The organism is Thalassospira lucentensis MCCC 1A00383 = DSM 14000, assembly GCF_000421265.1.
Classification (GTDB): domain Bacteria; phylum Pseudomonadota; class Alphaproteobacteria; order Rhodospirillales; family Thalassospiraceae; genus Thalassospira; species Thalassospira lucentensis.
The window spans coordinates 92,852-110,338 of the sequence record NZ_ATWN01000005.1 but is presented as its reverse complement, the minus strand read 5'-3'; the positions used below and the strand labels follow the sequence as shown (position 1 = coordinate 110,338).

Annotated in this window: 18 protein-coding genes; 15 read left to right on the top strand and 3 right to left on the bottom strand. The window is 52.5% G+C overall.

The annotated features are described in order from the left end of the window. Positions 1 to 80: 80 nt before the first annotated feature. On the top strand, positions 81 to 581 hold the full coding sequence (locus K355_RS0111670; RefSeq protein ID WP_022732324.1) for a glutathione peroxidase: 501 nt from the start codon (positions 81 to 83) through the stop codon (positions 579 to 581). Positions 582 to 631: 50 nt separating this feature from the next. Here K355_RS0111670 and recQ read toward each other — a convergent pair whose 3' ends face one another. The 3 genes from recQ to K355_RS0111655 form a co-directional block, all read right to left on the bottom strand. Then, positions 632 to 2,464: a DNA helicase RecQ gene (gene recQ, locus K355_RS0111665; protein WP_022732323.1), complete on the bottom strand. Its 1,833-nt coding sequence runs from the start codon at positions 2,462 to 2,464 to the stop codon at positions 632 to 634. Positions 2,465 to 2,483: 19 nt separating this feature from the next. Beyond that, a complete protein-coding gene (locus tag K355_RS0111660) occupies positions 2,484 to 3,125 on the bottom strand; it encodes a uracil-DNA glycosylase (protein WP_022732322.1) in 642 nt (213 codons plus the stop codon). A 76-nt stretch (positions 3,126 to 3,201) separates the two neighbouring features. After that, positions 3,202 to 3,813 (bottom strand): LabA-like NYN domain-containing protein, encoded by a 612-nt coding sequence (locus tag K355_RS0111655; RefSeq protein WP_028791546.1) that lies wholly within the window; start codon positions 3,811 to 3,813, stop codon positions 3,202 to 3,204. Between the two features lie 184 nt (positions 3,814 to 3,997). On the opposite strand from K355_RS0111655, the gene folK reads away from it, so the two are divergent. The 14 genes from folK to K355_RS0111580 all read left to right on the top strand — a co-directional run bounded on the left by folK (position 3,998) and on the right by K355_RS0111580 (position 17,409). Further along, positions 3,998 to 4,546, top strand: coding sequence for a 2-amino-4-hydroxy-6-hydroxymethyldihydropteridine diphosphokinase (folK, locus tag K355_RS0111650; protein WP_245562943.1), 549 nt, complete (start codon positions 3,998 to 4,000; stop codon positions 4,544 to 4,546). 109 nt (positions 4,547 to 4,655) lie between these two features. Continuing rightward, on the top strand, positions 4,656 to 4,988 hold the full coding sequence (gene rpoZ / locus K355_RS0111645) for a DNA-directed RNA polymerase subunit omega (protein WP_022732319.1): 333 nt from the start codon (positions 4,656 to 4,658) through the stop codon (positions 4,986 to 4,988). 144 nt (positions 4,989 to 5,132) lie between these two features. After that, positions 5,133 to 7,286 (top strand): RelA/SpoT family protein, encoded by a 2,154-nt coding sequence (locus tag K355_RS0111640; protein ID WP_022732318.1) that lies wholly within the window; start codon positions 5,133 to 5,135, stop codon positions 7,284 to 7,286. Positions 7,287 to 7,417: 131 nt separating this feature from the next. Further along, a complete protein-coding gene (locus tag K355_RS0111635; RefSeq protein ID WP_022732317.1) occupies positions 7,418 to 8,128 on the top strand; it encodes a DUF2062 domain-containing protein in 711 nt (236 codons plus the stop codon). Continuing rightward, on the top strand, positions 8,125 to 8,877 hold the full coding sequence (locus K355_RS0111630) for a pyridoxine 5'-phosphate synthase (protein WP_022732316.1): 753 nt from the start codon (positions 8,125 to 8,127) through the stop codon (positions 8,875 to 8,877). The genes K355_RS0111635 and K355_RS0111630 overlap by 4 nt, the downstream gene beginning before the upstream one ends. Then, entirely contained in the window at positions 8,874 to 9,269 is a 396-nt protein-coding gene (gene acpS / locus K355_RS0111625; protein WP_022732315.1) for a holo-ACP synthase, read from the top strand. Before K355_RS0111630 ends, acpS begins: the two co-directional genes overlap by 4 nt. Before the next feature lie 28 nt (positions 9,270 to 9,297). Then, positions 9,298 to 10,044, top strand: coding sequence for a signal peptidase I (gene lepB / locus K355_RS0111620; protein WP_022732314.1), 747 nt, complete (start codon positions 9,298 to 9,300; stop codon positions 10,042 to 10,044). Next, entirely contained in the window at positions 10,044 to 10,727 is a 684-nt protein-coding gene (rnc, locus tag K355_RS0111615) for a ribonuclease III (RefSeq protein ID WP_022732313.1), read from the top strand. Before lepB ends, rnc begins: the two co-directional genes overlap by 1 nt. Further along, positions 10,720 to 11,658: a GTPase Era gene (era, locus tag K355_RS0111610; protein WP_022732312.1), complete on the top strand. Its 939-nt coding sequence runs from the start codon at positions 10,720 to 10,722 to the stop codon at positions 11,656 to 11,658. The genes rnc and era overlap by 8 nt, the downstream gene beginning before the upstream one ends. A gap of 274 nt (positions 11,659 to 11,932) precedes the next feature. After that, positions 11,933 to 12,100 carry a hypothetical protein gene (locus K355_RS25555; protein WP_022732310.1) on the top strand — a complete coding sequence of 56 codons (168 nt, stop codon included), beginning with the start codon at positions 11,933 to 11,935 and terminating at the stop codon, positions 12,098 to 12,100. Positions 12,101 to 12,109: 9 nt separating this feature from the next. Next, positions 12,110 to 12,865 carry a DNA repair protein RecO gene (gene recO / locus K355_RS0111595; RefSeq protein ID WP_022732309.1) on the top strand — a complete coding sequence of 252 codons (756 nt, stop codon included), beginning with the start codon at positions 12,110 to 12,112 and terminating at the stop codon, positions 12,863 to 12,865. Between the two features lie 137 nt (positions 12,866 to 13,002). Beyond that, positions 13,003 to 15,246 carry a DNA topoisomerase IV subunit A gene (gene parC / locus K355_RS0111590; protein ID WP_022732308.1) on the top strand — a complete coding sequence of 748 codons (2,244 nt, stop codon included), beginning with the start codon at positions 13,003 to 13,005 and terminating at the stop codon, positions 15,244 to 15,246. 244 nt (positions 15,247 to 15,490) lie between these two features. Beyond that, entirely contained in the window at positions 15,491 to 16,036 is a 546-nt protein-coding gene (locus K355_RS0111585; RefSeq protein WP_022732307.1) for a TRAP transporter small permease subunit, read from the top strand. Continuing rightward, entirely contained in the window at positions 16,036 to 17,409 is a 1,374-nt protein-coding gene (locus K355_RS0111580) for a TRAP transporter large permease (protein ID WP_022732306.1), read from the top strand. Before K355_RS0111585 ends, K355_RS0111580 begins: the two co-directional genes overlap by 1 nt. Positions 17,410 to 17,487 lie beyond the last annotated feature (78 nt).

Sequence of the window (17,487 nt, the reverse complement as noted above, 5' to 3'; positions counted from 1 at the left end):
ACCCAAGTAGCAAGTCATTTCAATTCGTTGTATTGTTTTCACTTCTTTTTGTAGCAGTCATTTTTTCCGGGAGAGGAAGTATGGCATCGGGTGATGCGCACACTGCGTATGACTTTTCATTTCCTGCCATTGATGGTGGTGAAATTAATCTGTCAGATTATCGTGATAAGGTCATCTTATTGGTCAATACCGCATCCATGTGCGGTTACACGCCGCAATATGAGGGGCTGCAAAAGCTGTGGGACGATTACAGGGACGATGGTTTGGTCGTTCTGGGCGTGCCGTCAGGTGATTTTGGGGGGCAGGAATATGGTGACGACGCAGCAATTCAGGATTTTTGCGAAGTCAATTTTGATATCGATTTCCCGCTGACGTCCAAAACCGGGGTTAAGGGACCAGACGCCCACCCATTTTTTAAGTGGGCGGAACAAACACTTGGTGCGGATAATGCGCCGCAGTGGAACTTCCATAAATATCTGATTGGTCGGGACGGGGCGCTAATCACCAGCTTTGAAACGCGCGTCAAACCCGCTGATGACGAGATCATCACGGCGATCAAGGCCGGACTTGCAGATCAGTAGCTCATTTTCCGAGTGGCCTTACTTAACTTCAGATAGATGGGCGGCTGTGATTAACGCCGCCCATCCATAACATCCAAAAATGCCAAGCCATATTGGTCGAGCTTTTTCACGCCAACGCCATTGATGGACATCATGTCTTCAAGGGTGCGGGGTTTGAAACGTACCATTTCCCAAAGTGTCCGGTCACTAAAGATCACATACGGCGGGACATTCTGGCCGGTGGCGAGCTCACGGCGCATGGTGCGCAGCCGTTCCCAAAGATCGCGGTCTTCTTCATTTTCAAATTCGGTATCGAAATCGCGCAGGCGCCGCGTTGTTGCGCGTTTGCTTTCGCCCGGGTCTTTACGCATTTCAACGACTTTTTCGCCGCGTAAAACCGGTCGTGAGTCTTCGGTCAGGTAAACGCCGCCATGGCCTTCGACATCGACTTGCAGATACCCCATCGCCAGCAGTTGACGAAAAACAGATCGCCATTGCGGCTGGGCGATGTCTTTGCCAATCGCATATACCGAAATATTATCGTGACCGTTTTGGCGGATTTTTTCAGTTTTGCGTCCGATCAAAACCTCGATCACATGGGCCGGTCCAAACCGCTGTCCGGTGCGGTAAACCGCCGACAAGGCCTTACGTGATGCCTCGGTCGCGTCCCATGTTTCCACCGGCTCAAGACAGGTGTCGCAATTACCGCATGGCTCATGGCGATCTTCGCCAAAATACGACAAGATGACTTGCCGACGGCATTTGGTGGTTTCGGCAAGGCCAACAAGCGCGTCGAGTTTGCGCGATTCAATGCGCTTTTGCGCTTCGGGGGCTTCGGACCCGGCAACCATGCTGCGGATTGATACGATGTCAGACAGGTCGTAATTCATCCACGCATTGGCGGGCAACCCATCACGACCCGCACGGCCGGTTTCCTGATAATAGGCTTCCATGCTTTTGGGCAGATTGAGGTGGGCGACAAACCGGACGTTGGGTTTGTCGATCCCCATGCCAAAGGCCACAGTGGCGCAAATGATCATTCCATCTTCGCGCAGGAAGCGGTCCTGATGGCGTTGGCGCACGTCCTGTGTCAAACCAGCATGATAGGGAAGGGCCGGGCGACCATTATCGGTCAGCCATTGGGCGATGTCTTCGGTTTTGCGACGCGACAGGCAGTAGACAATCCCGGCATCTTCGACGTGTTCACGGTTTAAGAATGACAATAACCGCTGTTTGGCGTTGCCCTTGGTTTCAATCCGGTACGTGATATTGGGGCGGTCAAAGCCGGTCAGAAAGCACTGTGCATCTGTCAGATGAAGGTTTTCTGCGATGTCTTTGCGCGTTGGTGTGTCTGCCGTTGCGGTAAGGGCAATGCGCGGCACATGGGCAAAGCGCGTAGGCAACAGATCAAGGCGACGATACTCGGGGCGGAAATCGTGGCCCCATTGCGATACGCAGTGGGCCTCGTCAATCGCGAATAGTGAAATGCTAATGCGGTCCAAAAGGTTCAAAAACCGATCAGATGCAAAGCGTTCCGGTGCGACATAAAGTAGATCGATGTCGCCATCAATCGCACGTGCCTCGATCTCGCGCGCGGCATCGGGGGCCAGTGTCGAATTGATAAAGGCGGCCTTCACACCAAGCTGGCTTAGCGCGTCGACCTGATCCTTCATCAAGGCAATCAGGGGCGAGACAACAATCGCCGTCCCCGGTCGACAGAGGGCTGGAACCTGATAGCAAAGCGACTTACCGCCGCCAGTCGGCATCAGGACAAGCGCATCGTTGCCGGCAATCACATGGTCAATGACTTCGGCCTGTTGACCGCGAAAACTGTCATAGCCAAAAACGTCGCGCAGAACGTCAATCGGCAGACGTTGAGCAGGTCGGTCGAGCAAGTCGTGCATGGGTGGTATATCGGGCAATTTAACCGTCCAGATGTGCGCGGATGTCGACAAAGACGTTTTCAAACATCTCTGGCGTCAGGCGATAGGTCTGGGTGTTGTAGCGCGAACAGTGATAGCTATCAAACAATGTGATGCCATTTTCCATGCGATGTGATGCACGGTGGGCGAATTTAAATGCTGAAAGCTTCAAGCCATAGGTGCGCATCATCGCCTGATGGGCGACCTGACCAAGGCACAAAATGGCCGAAAGGTTGGTCATCGCGTCAAATTCACTGATCAGGAACGGGCGGCAGGTGTTGGCTTCTGGCCCGGTCGGTTTATTTTCCGGCGGAACGCATTTAACGGCGTTGGTAATGCGACAATCAAGCAGTTCTAACCCATCATCAGGACGTTTGTCGTAGGTGCCCTTGGCAAACCCAAATTTTTTGAGCGTGTCATAGAGAAGATCGCCGGCATAATCGCCGGTAAACGGGCGGCCTGTGGCATTGGCACCCTTTAGGCCGGGGGCAAGGCCGACAATCAAAAGTCGGGCATCAATCGGGCCAAATGGCCGCACCGGGCCATTATAGAAGTGGGGAAATTTTTCCTGATTTGTCCGGCGAAATTCAACAAGGCGCGGGCAAAGCAGGCAATCTCGGTCGGGCTGCTGATAAGCGGGCATGGCAGATCTGACAGTTTGCCGGTTACGGTGCGGGCCGTAACCGGTCGTGATCAGGATGGGCGGGCACGGCGTTCAATCAGGTGTAATCAAACTCATCATCAAGTTCAGGGTGGTCGGGGTGATCATCAATATCAGGATGATCATCGTCACGACGTTGCTGAACCTTGCGTGCGATAGTGCCTTCAAGGTCGGTCAGTTCGATGAAATTGTCGGCCTGACGGCGCAGCTCATCGGCAACCATCGGCGGGTTCGATTTAACCGTGGAGACAACCGTTACACGGACACCTTTGCGCTGGATGGCATCGACCAAACGGCGGAAATCACCATCGCCTGAGAAAATAACAACATGATCAAGGTGTTGCGCCATTTCCATGACGTCAATCGCCAACTCGATATCCATGTTGCCTTTGATTTTGCGACGGCCTGTGGCATCGGTAAATTCCTTGGTCGGTTTTGTGACCATGGTATAGCCGTTGTAATCAAGCCAATCGACAAGCGGGCGAATGGGGGAATATTCCTGATCTTCAATCAGCGCCGTGTAGTAAAATGCACGGATCAACTGACCTTTTTGCGAAAACAGTTCCAAAAGGCGTTTGTAATCAATGTCAAAACCAAGCGCACGTGCAGCAGCGTAGAGGTTGGAGCCATCAATAAAGAGCCCGATCCGCTCTTGCGGGTAAAAAATCATCATATAAATTCCTCAAACATCAAATTTAAGTATGCTGTTCCTAAAAAAAACGGAACACCAAATGTTTACCGTGGGTAGGTGGACAAGGAAAGGTGAAAATGTCACAGAATGTCATAGACAGAATATGCTGACTCCCTTAGATATGCCGTCTTTCCCAACACCCACAGACCCGAAAGCCTGCTTTGTGAGCACCTCGTCGACGTCCAACAGTCACCATACGTCTGAAAACGCTATTCTGATCGCTTTCGGTGCAAATCTGCCTACCGATCAATATGGTGCGCCAGCGCAAACATTGAAGGCGGCACTGGAACATTTGGCCAAGGATGGCGATGTTTTGGTGGATTGTGTGTCATCATTTTATGAAACAGCCCCGGTGCCGGTTTCCGATCAGCCTTGGTATGTGAATGGTGTTGCGCGGTTGTCGACGGACCTTTCTGCCCATGATTTGCTATCACGTCTGCATGACGTTGAAACTGAATTTGGTCGGGTGCGTCGCGAACGCAATGCCGCACGGGTGATTGATCTTGATCTGGTGGCTTATGGCCGTGAGTTGATCGCCGAAGACGGCGGAATTCAGGTGCCCCATCCCAGAATGGCCGAACGGGCGTTTGTTCTTTTGCCGTTGCGCGATGTTGCGCCAGGGTGGGTGCATCCGGTTCTGAACAGGTCGGTCGAAGACCTGATTTCCGATCTTCCATCCGATCAGCAGATCAGACAACAGGCAGATCGCTGAAAAATGCAGTGAAAACCTGTTCTAAAGTGTGGTTTCGCTGTTGCAACACAAACGATCCGGCGCTATAAAGCTCGGTCTGGACACCCCAAAAGTTTTTCTGGAGACATTTATGGCGCGCGTTACCGTCGAAGATTGCGTAGACAAGATTCCGAACCGCTTTGAGCTGGTTATGATTGCTGCTCAGCGTGCACGCAACATTTCGGCTGGCGCTGAACTGACCATTGATCGTGACAACGATAAGAACCCTGTTGTTTCGCTTCGTGAAATCGCTGAAGAAAAAGTTGATTTCGACGAACTGCGCAATGGCTTGGTTCAGGGTCTGCAGCGACATGTTGAACCTGATGAGCCAGAAGAATCCGAAGACGATTTCGGACCGAAACTGGTTGCAGAAGCAGTCCAAGATGCGTCGGTTGGTGTGGTTGCACCATCCGAAGAAGAATAAGGTCACAGCGACGTTGTTGTGAGACCGTTTCAAAAGAAAAGCCACGGTGTTTATCTTCCGTGGCTTTTTTTTGTCTAAATCGTACTATCTTATGAACGGGGCGTGGTTTGTGCCCCAGTCGTGATTTGCGGAGATGCCCCCTGAATGATGCGTCAATATGAACTTGTTGAACGGGTAAAGGCTTACGACCCTGATGCGTGCGAAACCATGCTTAATCGGGCCTATGTCTATGCGACCCAGAAACATGGTTCTCAAAAGCGCGCCTCGGGGGATCCGTATTTTTCCCATCCGATCGAAGTCGCGGGCATTCTGACCCATTACAAGCTCGATTGCGATACGATCATCACGGCGCTTCTGCATGACACCATCGAAGATACCGATGCCACGCCAGAAGAAATTACCAAGCTGTTTGGCACCAACATCCTCAAGATGGTGGATGGTGTTACCAAGCTGACCCAGATCGAGTTGAAATCAGCCGATTCAAAGCAGGCCGAGAACTTCCGCAAGCTGCTGCTTGCCATGTCAGAAGACATTCGGGTTCTGTTGGTCAAGCTGGCGGACCGCCTTCACAATATGCGCACGTTGCATTACATCGACAAACCCGAAAAACGGGTGCGCATTGCCGCAGAAACACTTGAAATTTATGCCCCGCTTGCTGAACGCATCGGTATGCATGACATCAAGGAAGAACTCGAAGATCTGGCGTTTCAGCATATCAATCCTGAAGGCCGTGACTCGATCCTTGCCCGGTTGGAGTTCCTGCGCGAGAAGGACGACAATGTTGTTAATCGCATTGTCTCAGAGCTTAAAGACGTTATCGTACGCCAGGGCCTGAAGGTTGATATTTATGGGCGTGAAAAACGGCCATATTCGATCTGGCAGAAGATGCAGCGCAAGAACATCACCTTTGGTGAGCTCTCTGACATCATGGCGTTTCGGGTGCTGGTGGAAGACATGCCGCAATGTTACGAGGTTCTTGGCTATTTGCATGCCAATTACAAAGTCGTACCCGGGCGGTTCAAGGATTACATCTCCACCCCAAAACCGAACGGTTACCGGTCCATTCACACAACCGTTCTTGGCCCGGAAAACCATCGTATCGAGGTGCAAATACGTACCCGTGAGATGCACGAAGTAAACGATAACGGCGTTGCGGCACACTGGGCGTACAAGCAGGAAGGTGGCTCGCAAAAGGCTGGCCCGCAAAAAGAAGGTGTGCAGTACCGCTGGCTGCGCGATCTGCTAGATATTCTTGAACATGCGTCCGAGCCAGAAGAGTTCCTTGAACACACCAAGCTCGCAATGTTCCAGGATCAGGTGTTCTGCTTTAGCCCGAAAGGCGAAGTCATTGCATTGCCAGCACGCGCGACCCCGGTTGATTTCGCCTATATGATCCATACCCATATCGGCGACACTTGTGTCGGGGCAAAGGTCAATGGTGCGATGGTCCCGCTGCGCACCGTGCTGAATAACGGTGATCAGGTCGAGATCGTCACGTCAAAGGCGCAAACGCCTAATCCGACGTGGGAACGGTTTGTTGTTACTGGCAAAGCACGCGCGCGAATTCGCCGGTTCATTCGCCAGCAGCAGGAAGACCAATACAAGGACCTTGGCAAAGCGATCCTGCAAAAGGCGTTCCGTCAGGAAGGCTACGATTATTCCGACAAGGCCATTGATGGTGTTCTGAAAATCTTCAAGCTGCCAACGGTTGAGTCGTTGCTAAGCTCGGTCGGGGCGGGGCACCATACCGGGCGTGAAGTTGTTCATGCCGTATTCCCGGGATCGAAAGACACCGAAACCGCGCGCAAGATTATACCGCTTGAAAAAGGGCGCACCCGCAAGCACGAGCATGCTATCCCGCTTAAGGGCCTTATTCCGGGCATGGCGGTGCATTATGCCGGGTGTTGTCATCCCTTGCCGGGCGATCGCATTGTCGGGATTGTGACGACGGGTAAGGGCGTTACGATCCATACGATTGACTGTGACACGCTTGAAACCTTTACCGAGCAGCCTGAACGCTGGCTTGATGTTGGCTGGGACAATGATGGTGACCCTGAACACTTTATCGGGCGTCTTGGCCTGACCGTCGGGCACGAGCAGGGCGCACTTAGTTCCATTACAAGTGTGATCGCCAAGAACCATGGCAATATCACCAACTTGCGCTTTACCAACCGCACCACGGATTTCTTTGAGATGTTGATTGATGTCGATGTTGTCGATGTCAAACACCTGACCAATATCATTGCGGCTTTGCGGGCAACCCCGGTGGTCAATACTGTGGAGCGCGCGCGCGGGTAATGGGGAAACGTAACGTCCTTCGCCTTTTCGATTGTTTCGGCGTAAAAGCCTTGCCAAGTGCGCAGGTAGCACTTACCCATATGCCTCGACTTTGTCTTGGTTTACCTGATTTTTCCCAGAACTGATCCCACATGTTTCGGCGCCGCATCAAACCAAATTCCTTTGAAAAATTTCGCAACGTGGTTTGGCCGCGCGGCGGATGGCGGCGCTCGTCGCAATATTTTGCCCACCGTGTTGCACGTTTGCCCGGTTCCCCCTATAGCATTGCGTCGGGTTTTGCGATCGGGGCGGCAGTTTCCTTTACGCCGTTTATCGGGTTTCATTTTGTTCTGTCTGCGATTCTAAGCTTTGTCTTGCGAAGCAACCTTGTTGCATCGCTGCTGGGCACGATTATCGGTAATCCCTGGACATTCCCGTTTATCTGGATATGGCTTTATACCAGCGGAAACTGGATACTCGGTGTGGATGAAACCGCACAGGCGGTTCATTTTGATATGACCGTTCTTTGGGATTTTATCACCTTGGGGCTGAGCTATATTGGCGGGGGATTGATTTTTGGCCATTGGGATCCGGCCGATCACACGACACTGGGAAATCTGTGGCACGGCATTGTCGATATTATCTGGCCGATGATCGTTGGCTGTGTTCCGACTTCACTTGTGGTCTGGATGCTGTTTTACTTCCCGGTGCGTCGCGCTGTGGGGATTTATCGCCATAATCGTATTTTGCGTCGCATGAAAAAATCGGATCGCCATGGGTTGGTGCCGATGCTTGAAAGTGCGAAGGAAAAGATCGGAAGTGCGGCAAAGAGTGCCACCAAAAAGCAGGATGAAACTTCATGAGTTCGAAACTTCGGCTCGGCGTCAATATTGACCATGTTGCGACTGTGCGGAATGCCCGTGGGGGTGCTGCACCTGATCCTGCACGTGCGGCGGCCCTTGCGCAGGCCGCCGGTGCAGACGGAATTACCGCGCACTTGCGCGAAGACCGTCGTCATATTTCTGATGATGACATGAAAAAACTTCGTGAACATATTGATATTCCGTTGAATTTTGAAATGGCCGCAACCGATGAGATGCTGGCGATTGCGCTTGAAACAAAGCCGCACGCTGTTTGTCTGGTTCCGGAAAAACGTGAAGAACGCACGACCGAAGGCGGTCTTGATGTCGCTGGTGGCCACAATCATCTTAAACGGTTTGTGTCTGAGCTTGGTGATGCCGGTATCCGGGTATCGCTGTTTATCGAAGCATCGAAAGAACAGCTTGATGCGGCCAAAAGTCTTGGCGCACCCGTTGTTGAAATTCATACCGGTGCCTATTGTGATGCGCAGACCGAGGATGATCGTAACCGGGAACTTCAGCGTATCGGCAAGGCAGTTGCCTATGGTTCTGCGATCGGGCTTGAAATCCATGCCGGGCATGGGCTGAATTACGACACGGTCAAACCGATTGCGGCGATGCCAGCTATTGCGGAACTTAACATCGGGCATTTTTTGATCGGCGAGGCGATCTTTGTCGGTTTGGAAGCTGCGATTGGCAAAATGCGCCGTCTTATCGATGAGGCGCGTGGCATTGAAACGGGTGCTAAATGATTATCGGGATCGGCACAGATTTGTGTGACATCCGCCGGATAGAGACGGCTCTTGAGCGTCACGGCGAACGTTTCATGAAACGTGTCTTTACCGAGGTTGAAATTGCCCGTGCAAAGCGCCGCCCGCATCGGACTGCATCATCGCTTGCCATGTCTTTTGCTGCCAAAGAGGCGTGCTCAAAGGCATTGGGAACAGGCTTTCGCCGGGGTGTTTATCACAATACGATGGGGGTTGTGCACCAACCCAGTGGTAAACCCGACATGGTTTTGATAGACGGTGCTTTGAAACGACTTGAAGAATTGACCCCTGACGGGAAAATTGCATCAGTGTATGTGACGTTGACGGATGAATATCCATTGGCCAACGCTGTTGTGGTTATTTCGGCGGATTGACAGATTAAAGTGATTGGTAAGACACGGAATGGAAAAGCTAGTGCATAAAAAGAAAACGGGTGGAATTCTCGATACTCTGAAAACCGTTTTCTGGGCCGTTCTCATCGCGCTTCTGGTTCGCACGTTTGCATATGAGCCGTTTAACATTCCGTCCGGGTCGATGATTCCGACCTTGCTGGTCGGCGATTACCTGTTCGTGTCAAAGTTTTCGTTCGGGTATTCCAAGCACAGTTTGCCCTTCAGCCTGCCGCTGATACCGGGTCGTGTGATGGAATCACAGCCTGAGCGCGGTGACGTTGTTGTTTTCAAACTGCCGTCTGATACGTCGCAGGATTATATCAAACGTGTGATCGGCCTTCCGGGTGATACCGTTCAGGTGACCAACGGGCGTCTTTACATCAACAACAAGATGGTCGAACGCGAACGGATCGAAGATTACATCCTGACCGATGGGACCGGGCGTTCAGCAGCCGTTGCACAGTATCTTGAAACGCTTCCCAATGGTCGAGTGCACCGTATCCTTGAGCTGTTTGGCGATCAGGGGCCAAGTGACAACACCGAGCCATTTACCGTCCCTGAAGACCATTTCTTCATGATGGGTGATAACCGCGACAATTCGGCAGACAGCCGCGCATTCCCGTCACGCTTCCGCTTCGTTCCGATTGAGAACCTTGTTGGCCGTGCTGAATTCCTGTTCTATTCCAAGGACAGTTCGCAGCCGATCTATGATTTGGGCAGCATCCGCTATGACCGCCTGTTCCAAGGGGTTAACTGATGGGCGATGGTGCACCGCTGATCCCAGAAATTGATCACGGTTTTTCTGACCCGGATCTTCTGCGTGTCGCCTTAACGCATCGAAGTGCGGCAAAGGGCAAAGACGCACTGAGTGGGGGCAACGAACGCCTTGAGTTCCTTGGCGATCGTGTTCTTGGTCTGGTCGTGGCTGATATGCTATACACCCGTTTTGGGCGCGAACGCGAAGGGGCTATGGCCAAGCGTTTTGTCGCCCTTGTGCGGCGTGAGACACTTGCGCGTGTTGCAGTCCAAATCCATCTGGGTGATCACATCCAGATGGCAAAAGGCGAACGCGCTGCGGGTGCCGATACCAATCCGGCAATTTTATCTGATTGCATGGAAGCAGTGATTGCCGCACTCTATCTTGACGGTGGCTTGGAACCGGCGCGTAGCTTTATTGAAAAGCTGTGGACGCCGCTTCTTGATGAAGATAACAAGCCGCCCCAGGATGCGAAAACCCAGTTGCAGGAATGGCTGCAAGGACGCGGGAAGCCGCTTCCAAAGTATGAAATGGTTGGCCGCGAAGGCCCGGCTCATGCACCTGTTTTTACCATCGAACTGACCACCAGTGATGGCGACAGTGTCAGTGCCGAAGGCAAATCAAAACGTGAGGCGGAACAGATAGCCGCCCAATTGATGTTGGATAAACTGAGCTATGAATGAGGTTCCCACACCTGTGAGTGAAGACAGATTACCTTATCAGCAGCGCTGCGGCTTTGTTGCACTTGTTGGTGCGCCAAACGCAGGTAAATCGACCCTGCTGAACCAGCTTGTCGGTACGAAAGTATCGATTGTCTCGCCCAAGGTGCAGACAACCCGTACCCGTGTGCGCGGTATTGTCATGACCGAAGACGCACAAATTGTTTTCATTGATACGCCGGGGATTTTCGCCCCCAAACGCCGCCTTGACCGTGCCATGGTCAAAGCTGCGTGGAATAGTGCGGATGATGCGGATCTGATTGTTCTTGTTATTGATGCCGGGGCTGGTGTTACCGCAGAAGATCAGGCCATCATCAAGCAGCTTAAAGATCAGCACCGCAAAGCCATATTGGCCTTAAACAAGGTCGACAAGGTTACGGATAAGGAAAAACTTTTGCGCCTGTCGCAAGAGCTGTTTGCGCATGAAGTCTTTACCGACGTGTTTATGATTTCAGCCAAAAAGGGTGCCGGAACACAGGATCTGGTTAATTTCCTTTCGGCAAAAATGCCTGATGGCCCTTGGATGTTCCCCGAAGACGATGTGTCTGACATGCCGCTTCGTCTGCTGGCAGCGGAAATCACCCGCGAGAAGCTGTATTATCAGCTGCAGCAGGAGTTGCCGTATTCTGCAACGGTGGAAACCGAGCTTTGGGAAGAGCGTAAAGACGGTTCAGTTAAGCTTGAGCAAACTATTTTTGTCGAGCGTGAAGGCCAAAAGGCCATCATTCTGGGCAAGGGTGGCAAACGGATCAAGGCACTGGGCAGTGATGCGCGCAAGGAACTTGAGGCGATTTTCGAACGTCGTGTTCATTTGTTCTTGTTTGTTAAGGTGCGTGAAAACTGGGGCGACGATCCCAATCGGTTCGCCATGTGGGGCCTGGATCCCAACGCCTGACTTAAACGCGCCGTACGGATGAGCTATCAATCACGGGATAGATAATGGAAATCGGATCGTTTTGGGGCGTTGTATTGATTGTTGTTGGCGCTGTTGCCGCAATGATTGTTGCACGCATTGCCAGAAAACCTTTCCGGAAACGGATTGATCGTTCGTCCGTACGACGCGAAACCTCTTTTTTGCATCGACCACTTAACCTTATTGCGCTGCTGGCAGCGCTGAGCATCTTTTTGCTCGGGTTGTTCTGGAAGATGACGGGCGGAGGCCCGAATTAATGACCAAACATTCCACCGATCCAATCGATATGGCTGTCGAAGACGTCGAAAACCGTTCCTGGGGTAGAAAAGCTGTTCTGGGCGTGGCGCTTTTCTGTCTTGCGTCCTGCTTGATTGGTTTCTTTTTCCTTGTGACCCGACTGATAGTGCCCAGCGGTTTTTTCTAAGGGGCGTGCATGGACTGGCGTGATGACGGCATTGTTCTTTCGACACGCAAACTCGGCGAAAATGCCGTTCGTTTATCCGTCCTGACCCGTGACTATGGCCGCTATGCTGGCATGGTGCGAGGTGCCACCAGCAAATCAATGCGCGGTACACTTGAGCCGGGCAATGAAGTGCGGGTTGGGTGGTCGGCACGGCTGGCGGAACATCTTGGACAATTTCGCTGTGAGTTAACTGGTGCGCACGCGGCTGATCTTTTGCTGTCTGCGGGGCCGTTGATGGCGATGAGTTCGGCCTGTGCCATGCTTGATGCGACCTTGCCCGAACGTGAATCCCATCCTGATTTATTCCATGGAACCATCGCATTGCTGTCGGCTTTAAAGGCCGAACAGTGGCTGCCGGCCTATATCCGTTGGGAAGTCGGCCTTCTTGAGGAGCTTGGCTATGGTCTTGCACTTGATTGCTGTGCGGCGACAAATGCGACCACGGGGCTTGCTTATGTGTCGCCCAAAAGTGGGAGGGCTGTGGCGGAAGAAGCCGGTCATACCTATCGTGATCGTCTGTTGCCATTGCCGGCCTTTCTTGCCGGTGGGCAGGGATCGGACGCACGCAATGCCGCACCGCTTTCCGATCAGATACGCGATGGGCTTAAGCTTACCGGGTTCTTCATTCACCGCGATATTTTCGAAGCAAAAGCCCTAAAGCCTGTCGCGGCACGCGACCGTCTTGTCAGTCATGTCTGGCGGTCTGTGCCCGTGCAAGAAAAATAAATCACCCATTTTGTACAGCACATGTTGACCACTCCTACGCCGGGCGTAGTATGTTGCCAGAACAGTGAGACATTAACGCCAAAATCGTTTGTGTTGTCACACCTGTCCATTCTGCAAAGAAATAAGAAAAACCGTTCATGAGCACCAAGACTTCCGACCCGGCCGGTGCCGGCCAAATCAGGGAAACCCGCCTTGCCGACGCGCTGAGCGAACGTTACCTTGCTTATGCGATGTCGACGATCATGTCGCGTTCTCTTCCCGATGTTCGCGATGGATTGAAACCAGTACATCGCCGTCTTCTTTTCGCCATGCGCCAATTGAAATTGAACCCGGAACACGGGTTTAAGAAATGCGCGCGTGTGGTTGGTGACGTGATCGGTAAGTATCATCCGCATGGTGACCAGTCGGTCTATGACGCGCTTGTGCGTCTGGCACAGGACTTTGCGGTGCGTTATCCGCTTGTCGACGGGCAGGGTAACTTTGGCAATATTGACGGTGATAACGCCGCGGCCATGCGATATACCGAAGCCCGTATGACCGCCGTTGCGGCGGCTTTGATGGACGGTCTGGACGAGGACGCGGTTGATTTCCGTTCGACCTATGATGGTGAAGAACAAGAGCCGATCGTTATGCCCGCCGCGTTTCCGAACCTTTTGGCGAACGGTGCGTCGGGCATTGCAGTTGGTATGGCAACCAACATTCCACCCCACAATGCTGATGAGCTGTGTAAAGGTCTGATCAAGCTTATCGACAATCCGGAAACCTCGATTGCAGAGCTTGTGCGTTGTGTGCCGGGGCCCGATTTCCCGACAGGTGGTGTTCTGGTTGAGCCGCGCGAAAATATTCTTGAGGCCTATGCGACTGGGCGTGGATCCTTCCGCCTGCGCGCCAAATGGGAAGTCGAAAAACTCAGCCATGGCCTCTATCAGGTTGTGATCACTGAAGTTCCCTATCAGGTTCAAAAGGCCAAGCTGGTTGAACGCATCGCCGACTTGATGATTGCCAAGAAGCTGCCGCTTCTTAATGATGTTCGCGATGAATCGACCGATGTTATCCGTCTTGTTCTGGAACCACGCACCCGTGCGGTTGAACCAGAACATCTGATGGAAATGCTGTTCAAAAACACCGAACTGGAAATCCGGTTTGGCTTGAACATGAACGTTCTTGATGGCGATAACACGCCGCGTGTGATGAATTTACGCGAAGTTCTTCGCGCGTTTCTGGCGCATCGTCAGGATGTTCTGATCCGTCGTTCCAATCATCGACTGGCCAAGATCAATCATCGTCTTGAGGTGTTGGAAGGCTACCTTGTTGCCTATCTGAACCTTGATGAGGTTATCCGCATCATCCGGTTTGAGGATGAGCCAAAGGCGTCTTTGATGAAGGCGTTTGACCTGACAGAAGTTCAGGCCGATGCGATCCTAAATATGCGTCTGCGGTCTTTGCGCAAGCTCGAAGAGATGGAAATCAAGAACGAGCACGCCAAACTGACCGAAGAAAAGGAAGGCCTGGAAGCGCTTCTTGCCAGTGAGACAATGCGTTGGGAACGCATTCGCGACGAAGTCGAACTGATGCGCGAAAAATTTGGCAAGAAAACAGCACTTGGCAAACGCCGTACCGAGATCGGTGATGCACCAGAGGAAATTGAAGTCCCGCTTGAGGCCCTGATTGAACGCGAACCGATTACGATCATTTGTTCGAAAATGGGCTGGGTCCGTGCCCTTAAGGGGCATGTTGCCGACCTTGGCGACCTTAAATTCAAGGATGGCGATGAAGGCCGCTTTGCGCTTAAGGCCTTTACGACCGACAAAGTAATTATTTTGTCAACGGCAGGGCGTTGTTACACCATGTCGTGTGACAAGCTGCCCGGTGGTCGTGGTAATGGTGAACCGATCCGTCTGTCAATCGACCTGCCACAGGAACATGACATCGTCTCCATGATCGTTCACAAGAATGATCGTAATCTGCTTGTGGCAAGTTCAGCCGGACGTGGTTTCCAGGTTGCTGAGAAAGACGTTGTTGCCCAGACCAAGAACGGCAAACAGATCCTTAATCTTGGCGCGGGTGAAGTTGCCAAGATATGCCTGCCGGTCGAACACGACCATGTGGCTGTTTTGGGTGATAACCGTAAACTTTTGATCTATCCGATTGCCGAAGTGCCTGAAATGACGCGCGGCCGCGGTGTGATTTTGCAGAAATACCGCCAAGGCGGTCTTTCGGACCTGATCATGTTCAAGCTTGAAGACGGTCTGAGCTGGGCCATGGGCGGCAACGAAGGCCGTACCCGGACTGTGACCGATCTTGCCGAATGGACCGGCAAACGTGCCGGGGCAGGGCGCCTGCCGCCAAATGGTTTCCCTCGGTCCAACAAGTTTGAATAAGCTTTGATTTGTTGAACGCAGAACGATTGAAAAGCCGGATGGGGCCGTTCCATCCGGCTTTTTTTATGGTCGGACGGGCCAAAGACATCTGAAACAGTATCCATGACAGTAAAAATGCCCGGAAATGGCGGAAATACGCACCAAAAGATATAGCGCTTTCGATGTTTAATATGTAACTTCGCAACCTGAATAACAGGAAGCCCGCAATTTTCCTGTGCGATACATAAGGGCTTGGGAGTGGAAAGTGAGATTTCTGGGAAATTTCGTCCGCGCGATTGATGGTCTGAATGACCTGATCGGTCGTGGGGTCGCTTGGCTGGTGATCCCGATGGTGGTGATTACTTTTTTGGTCGCCACATTACGATATGGCTTCGCGATCGGCTGGGTTTCGATGCAGGAAAGCTACATGTGGCTTTACGGCATCATGTTCATGGTCGGCGCGGGATATACGCTTTTGCATGGTGGTCATGTGCGCGTTGACGTGTTTTATCGTCCGGCATCTGCGCGCTATAAGGCGTGGGTTGATCTGTTTGGATCGCTGTTCTTGCTGATGCCGGTTATCATCATGATTCTGATGTATAGCTACCCGTATGTTGTGACCAGCTGGCACCGTCTTGAAGGGTCGCACGAAACGGGCGGTCTTCCGGGGCTGTTCCTTTATAAATCTGTGATTCTGGTGTTTTGCGTTTTGATGCTGCTGCAAGGGTTGTCCCTGGCAGCGCGTAGCGTTCTGGTGCTTGCCGGTCATAAAGAATTTGAAATCAACGAAGAAGAGCACGAGGGCGTTTGATGACAGGTGAAGTTCTTAGCCTGGTAATGTTCGCCGTTGCGTGCGGCGTGCTTATTCTTGGTTTTCCGGTTGCCTTCTCGCTTGCGGGCACCGGTCTTGCTTTCGCACTGATTGGCAATGCGCTTGGCGCGTTTGATATGCCGCTTCTGGGCTCTTTGCCGTCACGCTATTTCGGTGTGATGACCAACGAGCTTTATGTTGCGATCCCGCTGTTCGTCTTTATGGGCGTGATGCTGGAACGTGCGCGGATTGCCGAAAAACTGCTGACCACCATGGGAATGCTGTTTGGCACCATGCGGGGTGGTCTTGGTATTTCGGTGGTGATTGTTGGCATGTTGCTCGCAGCATCCACCGGTATTGTCGGTGCGACGGTTGTTACAATGGGTTTGCTGAGCCTGCCTGCGATGAACAAAGCCGGGTATGATCCGAAACTGTCGACCGGTATTATTTGTGCGTCGGGCACCTTGGGGCAGATCATTCCGCCGTCAATCGTGCTGGTCCTGCTTGGTGATATCCTGCAAGGAGCCTATGCCGAAGCACAGCGTTCGATTGGCAACTGGGCCCCTGAGCCGATTTCGGTGATGGACCTGTTTGCAGGTGCCTTTATCCCGGGGATCATGCTGGTTGCGTTGTATATCGGCTGGATCATCATCAAGTCGATCATTGATCCCGAATCTGCACCAGCCCTTGTCGAAGGCAAACGTCCGGAAGGGCTTTGGGGGGAGGTGCTGCGTGCACTTTTGCCGCCGGCTCTTTTGATTGTTGCGGTTCTGGGATCTATCCTGACCGGGATTGCCACACCAACGGAATCGGCTGCTTTCGGGTCTGTCGGTGCGATGGTTCTGGCAGCGTTCTATCGTCGTCTTGATATGGCAGTTCTGCGCCATGTTGTGCGTCAGACGGTTCAGGTCAGCGCGATGGTGTTTGTCATCCTGCTCGGCGCGTCGGTGTTCTCATTGGTGTTCCGTGGTCTTGGTGGCGATCAACTGGTTGAAGACCTTTTGCACAACCTTCCGGGTGGCACGTTTAGCGCGATTCTGGTGGTCATGCTGTTGATGTTCTTCATGGGATTCTTCCTCGACTTCATCGAGATCGTGTTTGTTGTGGTCCCGATTGTCGGTCCGATCCTGCTTAAGATGGATATTGATCCGGTCTGGCTGGGCATCATGATCGCCATCAACCTTCAGACCAGCTTCTTAACTCCGCCATTTGGGTTTGCGCTGTTTTATCTGCGCGGGGTGGCGCCGCCCTCGATCAGGACGATGGATATCTATCGCGGTATTATTCCGTTCGTGGTTATTCAGATGCTGGGCTTGTGCCTTGTCGCAGCCTTCCCATGGCTTGCGACGTGGCTGCCAAGCGTTCTGTTCTAGCCACTAACAATATCCAAAACGATCTTGCGAGAAGGGCACCCAAATGGGTGCCCTTCTTCGTTTCTGGGCATCTTTCGG

Bases quoted from the DNA above. Each gene is read 5' to 3' on its own strand.
- era (WP_022732312.1), top strand. From the start codon at position 10,720: ATGAATGAGGTTCCCACACCTGTGAGTGAAGACAGATTACCTTATCAG.
- K355_RS0111635 (WP_022732317.1), top strand. From the start codon at position 7,418: ATGTTTCGGCGCCGCATCAAACCAAATTCCTTTGAAAAATTTCGCAAC.
- K355_RS0111655 (WP_028791546.1), bottom strand. From the start codon at position 3,813: ATGATTTTTTACCCGCAAGAGCGGATCGGGCTCTTTATTGATGGCTCC.
- K355_RS0111580 (WP_022732306.1), top strand. From the start codon at position 16,036: ATGACAGGTGAAGTTCTTAGCCTGGTAATGTTCGCCGTTGCGTGCGGC.
- lepB (WP_022732314.1), top strand. From the start codon at position 9,298: ATGGAAAAGCTAGTGCATAAAAAGAAAACGGGTGGAATTCTCGATACT.
- recO (WP_022732309.1), top strand. From the start codon at position 12,110: ATGGACTGGCGTGATGACGGCATTGTTCTTTCGACACGCAAACTCGGC.
- acpS (WP_022732315.1), top strand. From the start codon at position 8,874: ATGATTATCGGGATCGGCACAGATTTGTGTGACATCCGCCGGATAGAG.
- K355_RS0111670 (WP_022732324.1), top strand. From the start codon at position 81: ATGGCATCGGGTGATGCGCACACTGCGTATGACTTTTCATTTCCTGCC.
- K355_RS0111630 (WP_022732316.1), top strand. From the start codon at position 8,125: ATGAGTTCGAAACTTCGGCTCGGCGTCAATATTGACCATGTTGCGACT.
- K355_RS25555 (WP_022732310.1), top strand. From the start codon at position 11,933: ATGACCAAACATTCCACCGATCCAATCGATATGGCTGTCGAAGACGTC.
- recQ (WP_022732323.1), bottom strand. From the start codon at position 2,464: ATGCACGACTTGCTCGACCGACCTGCTCAACGTCTGCCGATTGACGTT.
- rpoZ (WP_022732319.1), top strand. From the start codon at position 4,656: ATGGCGCGCGTTACCGTCGAAGATTGCGTAGACAAGATTCCGAACCGC.
- rnc (WP_022732313.1), top strand. From the start codon at position 10,044: ATGGGCGATGGTGCACCGCTGATCCCAGAAATTGATCACGGTTTTTCT.
- parC (WP_022732308.1), top strand. From the start codon at position 13,003: ATGAGCACCAAGACTTCCGACCCGGCCGGTGCCGGCCAAATCAGGGAA.
- K355_RS0111660 (WP_022732322.1), bottom strand. From the start codon at position 3,125: ATGCCCGCTTATCAGCAGCCCGACCGAGATTGCCTGCTTTGCCCGCGC.
- K355_RS0111640 (WP_022732318.1), top strand. From the start codon at position 5,133: ATGATGCGTCAATATGAACTTGTTGAACGGGTAAAGGCTTACGACCCT.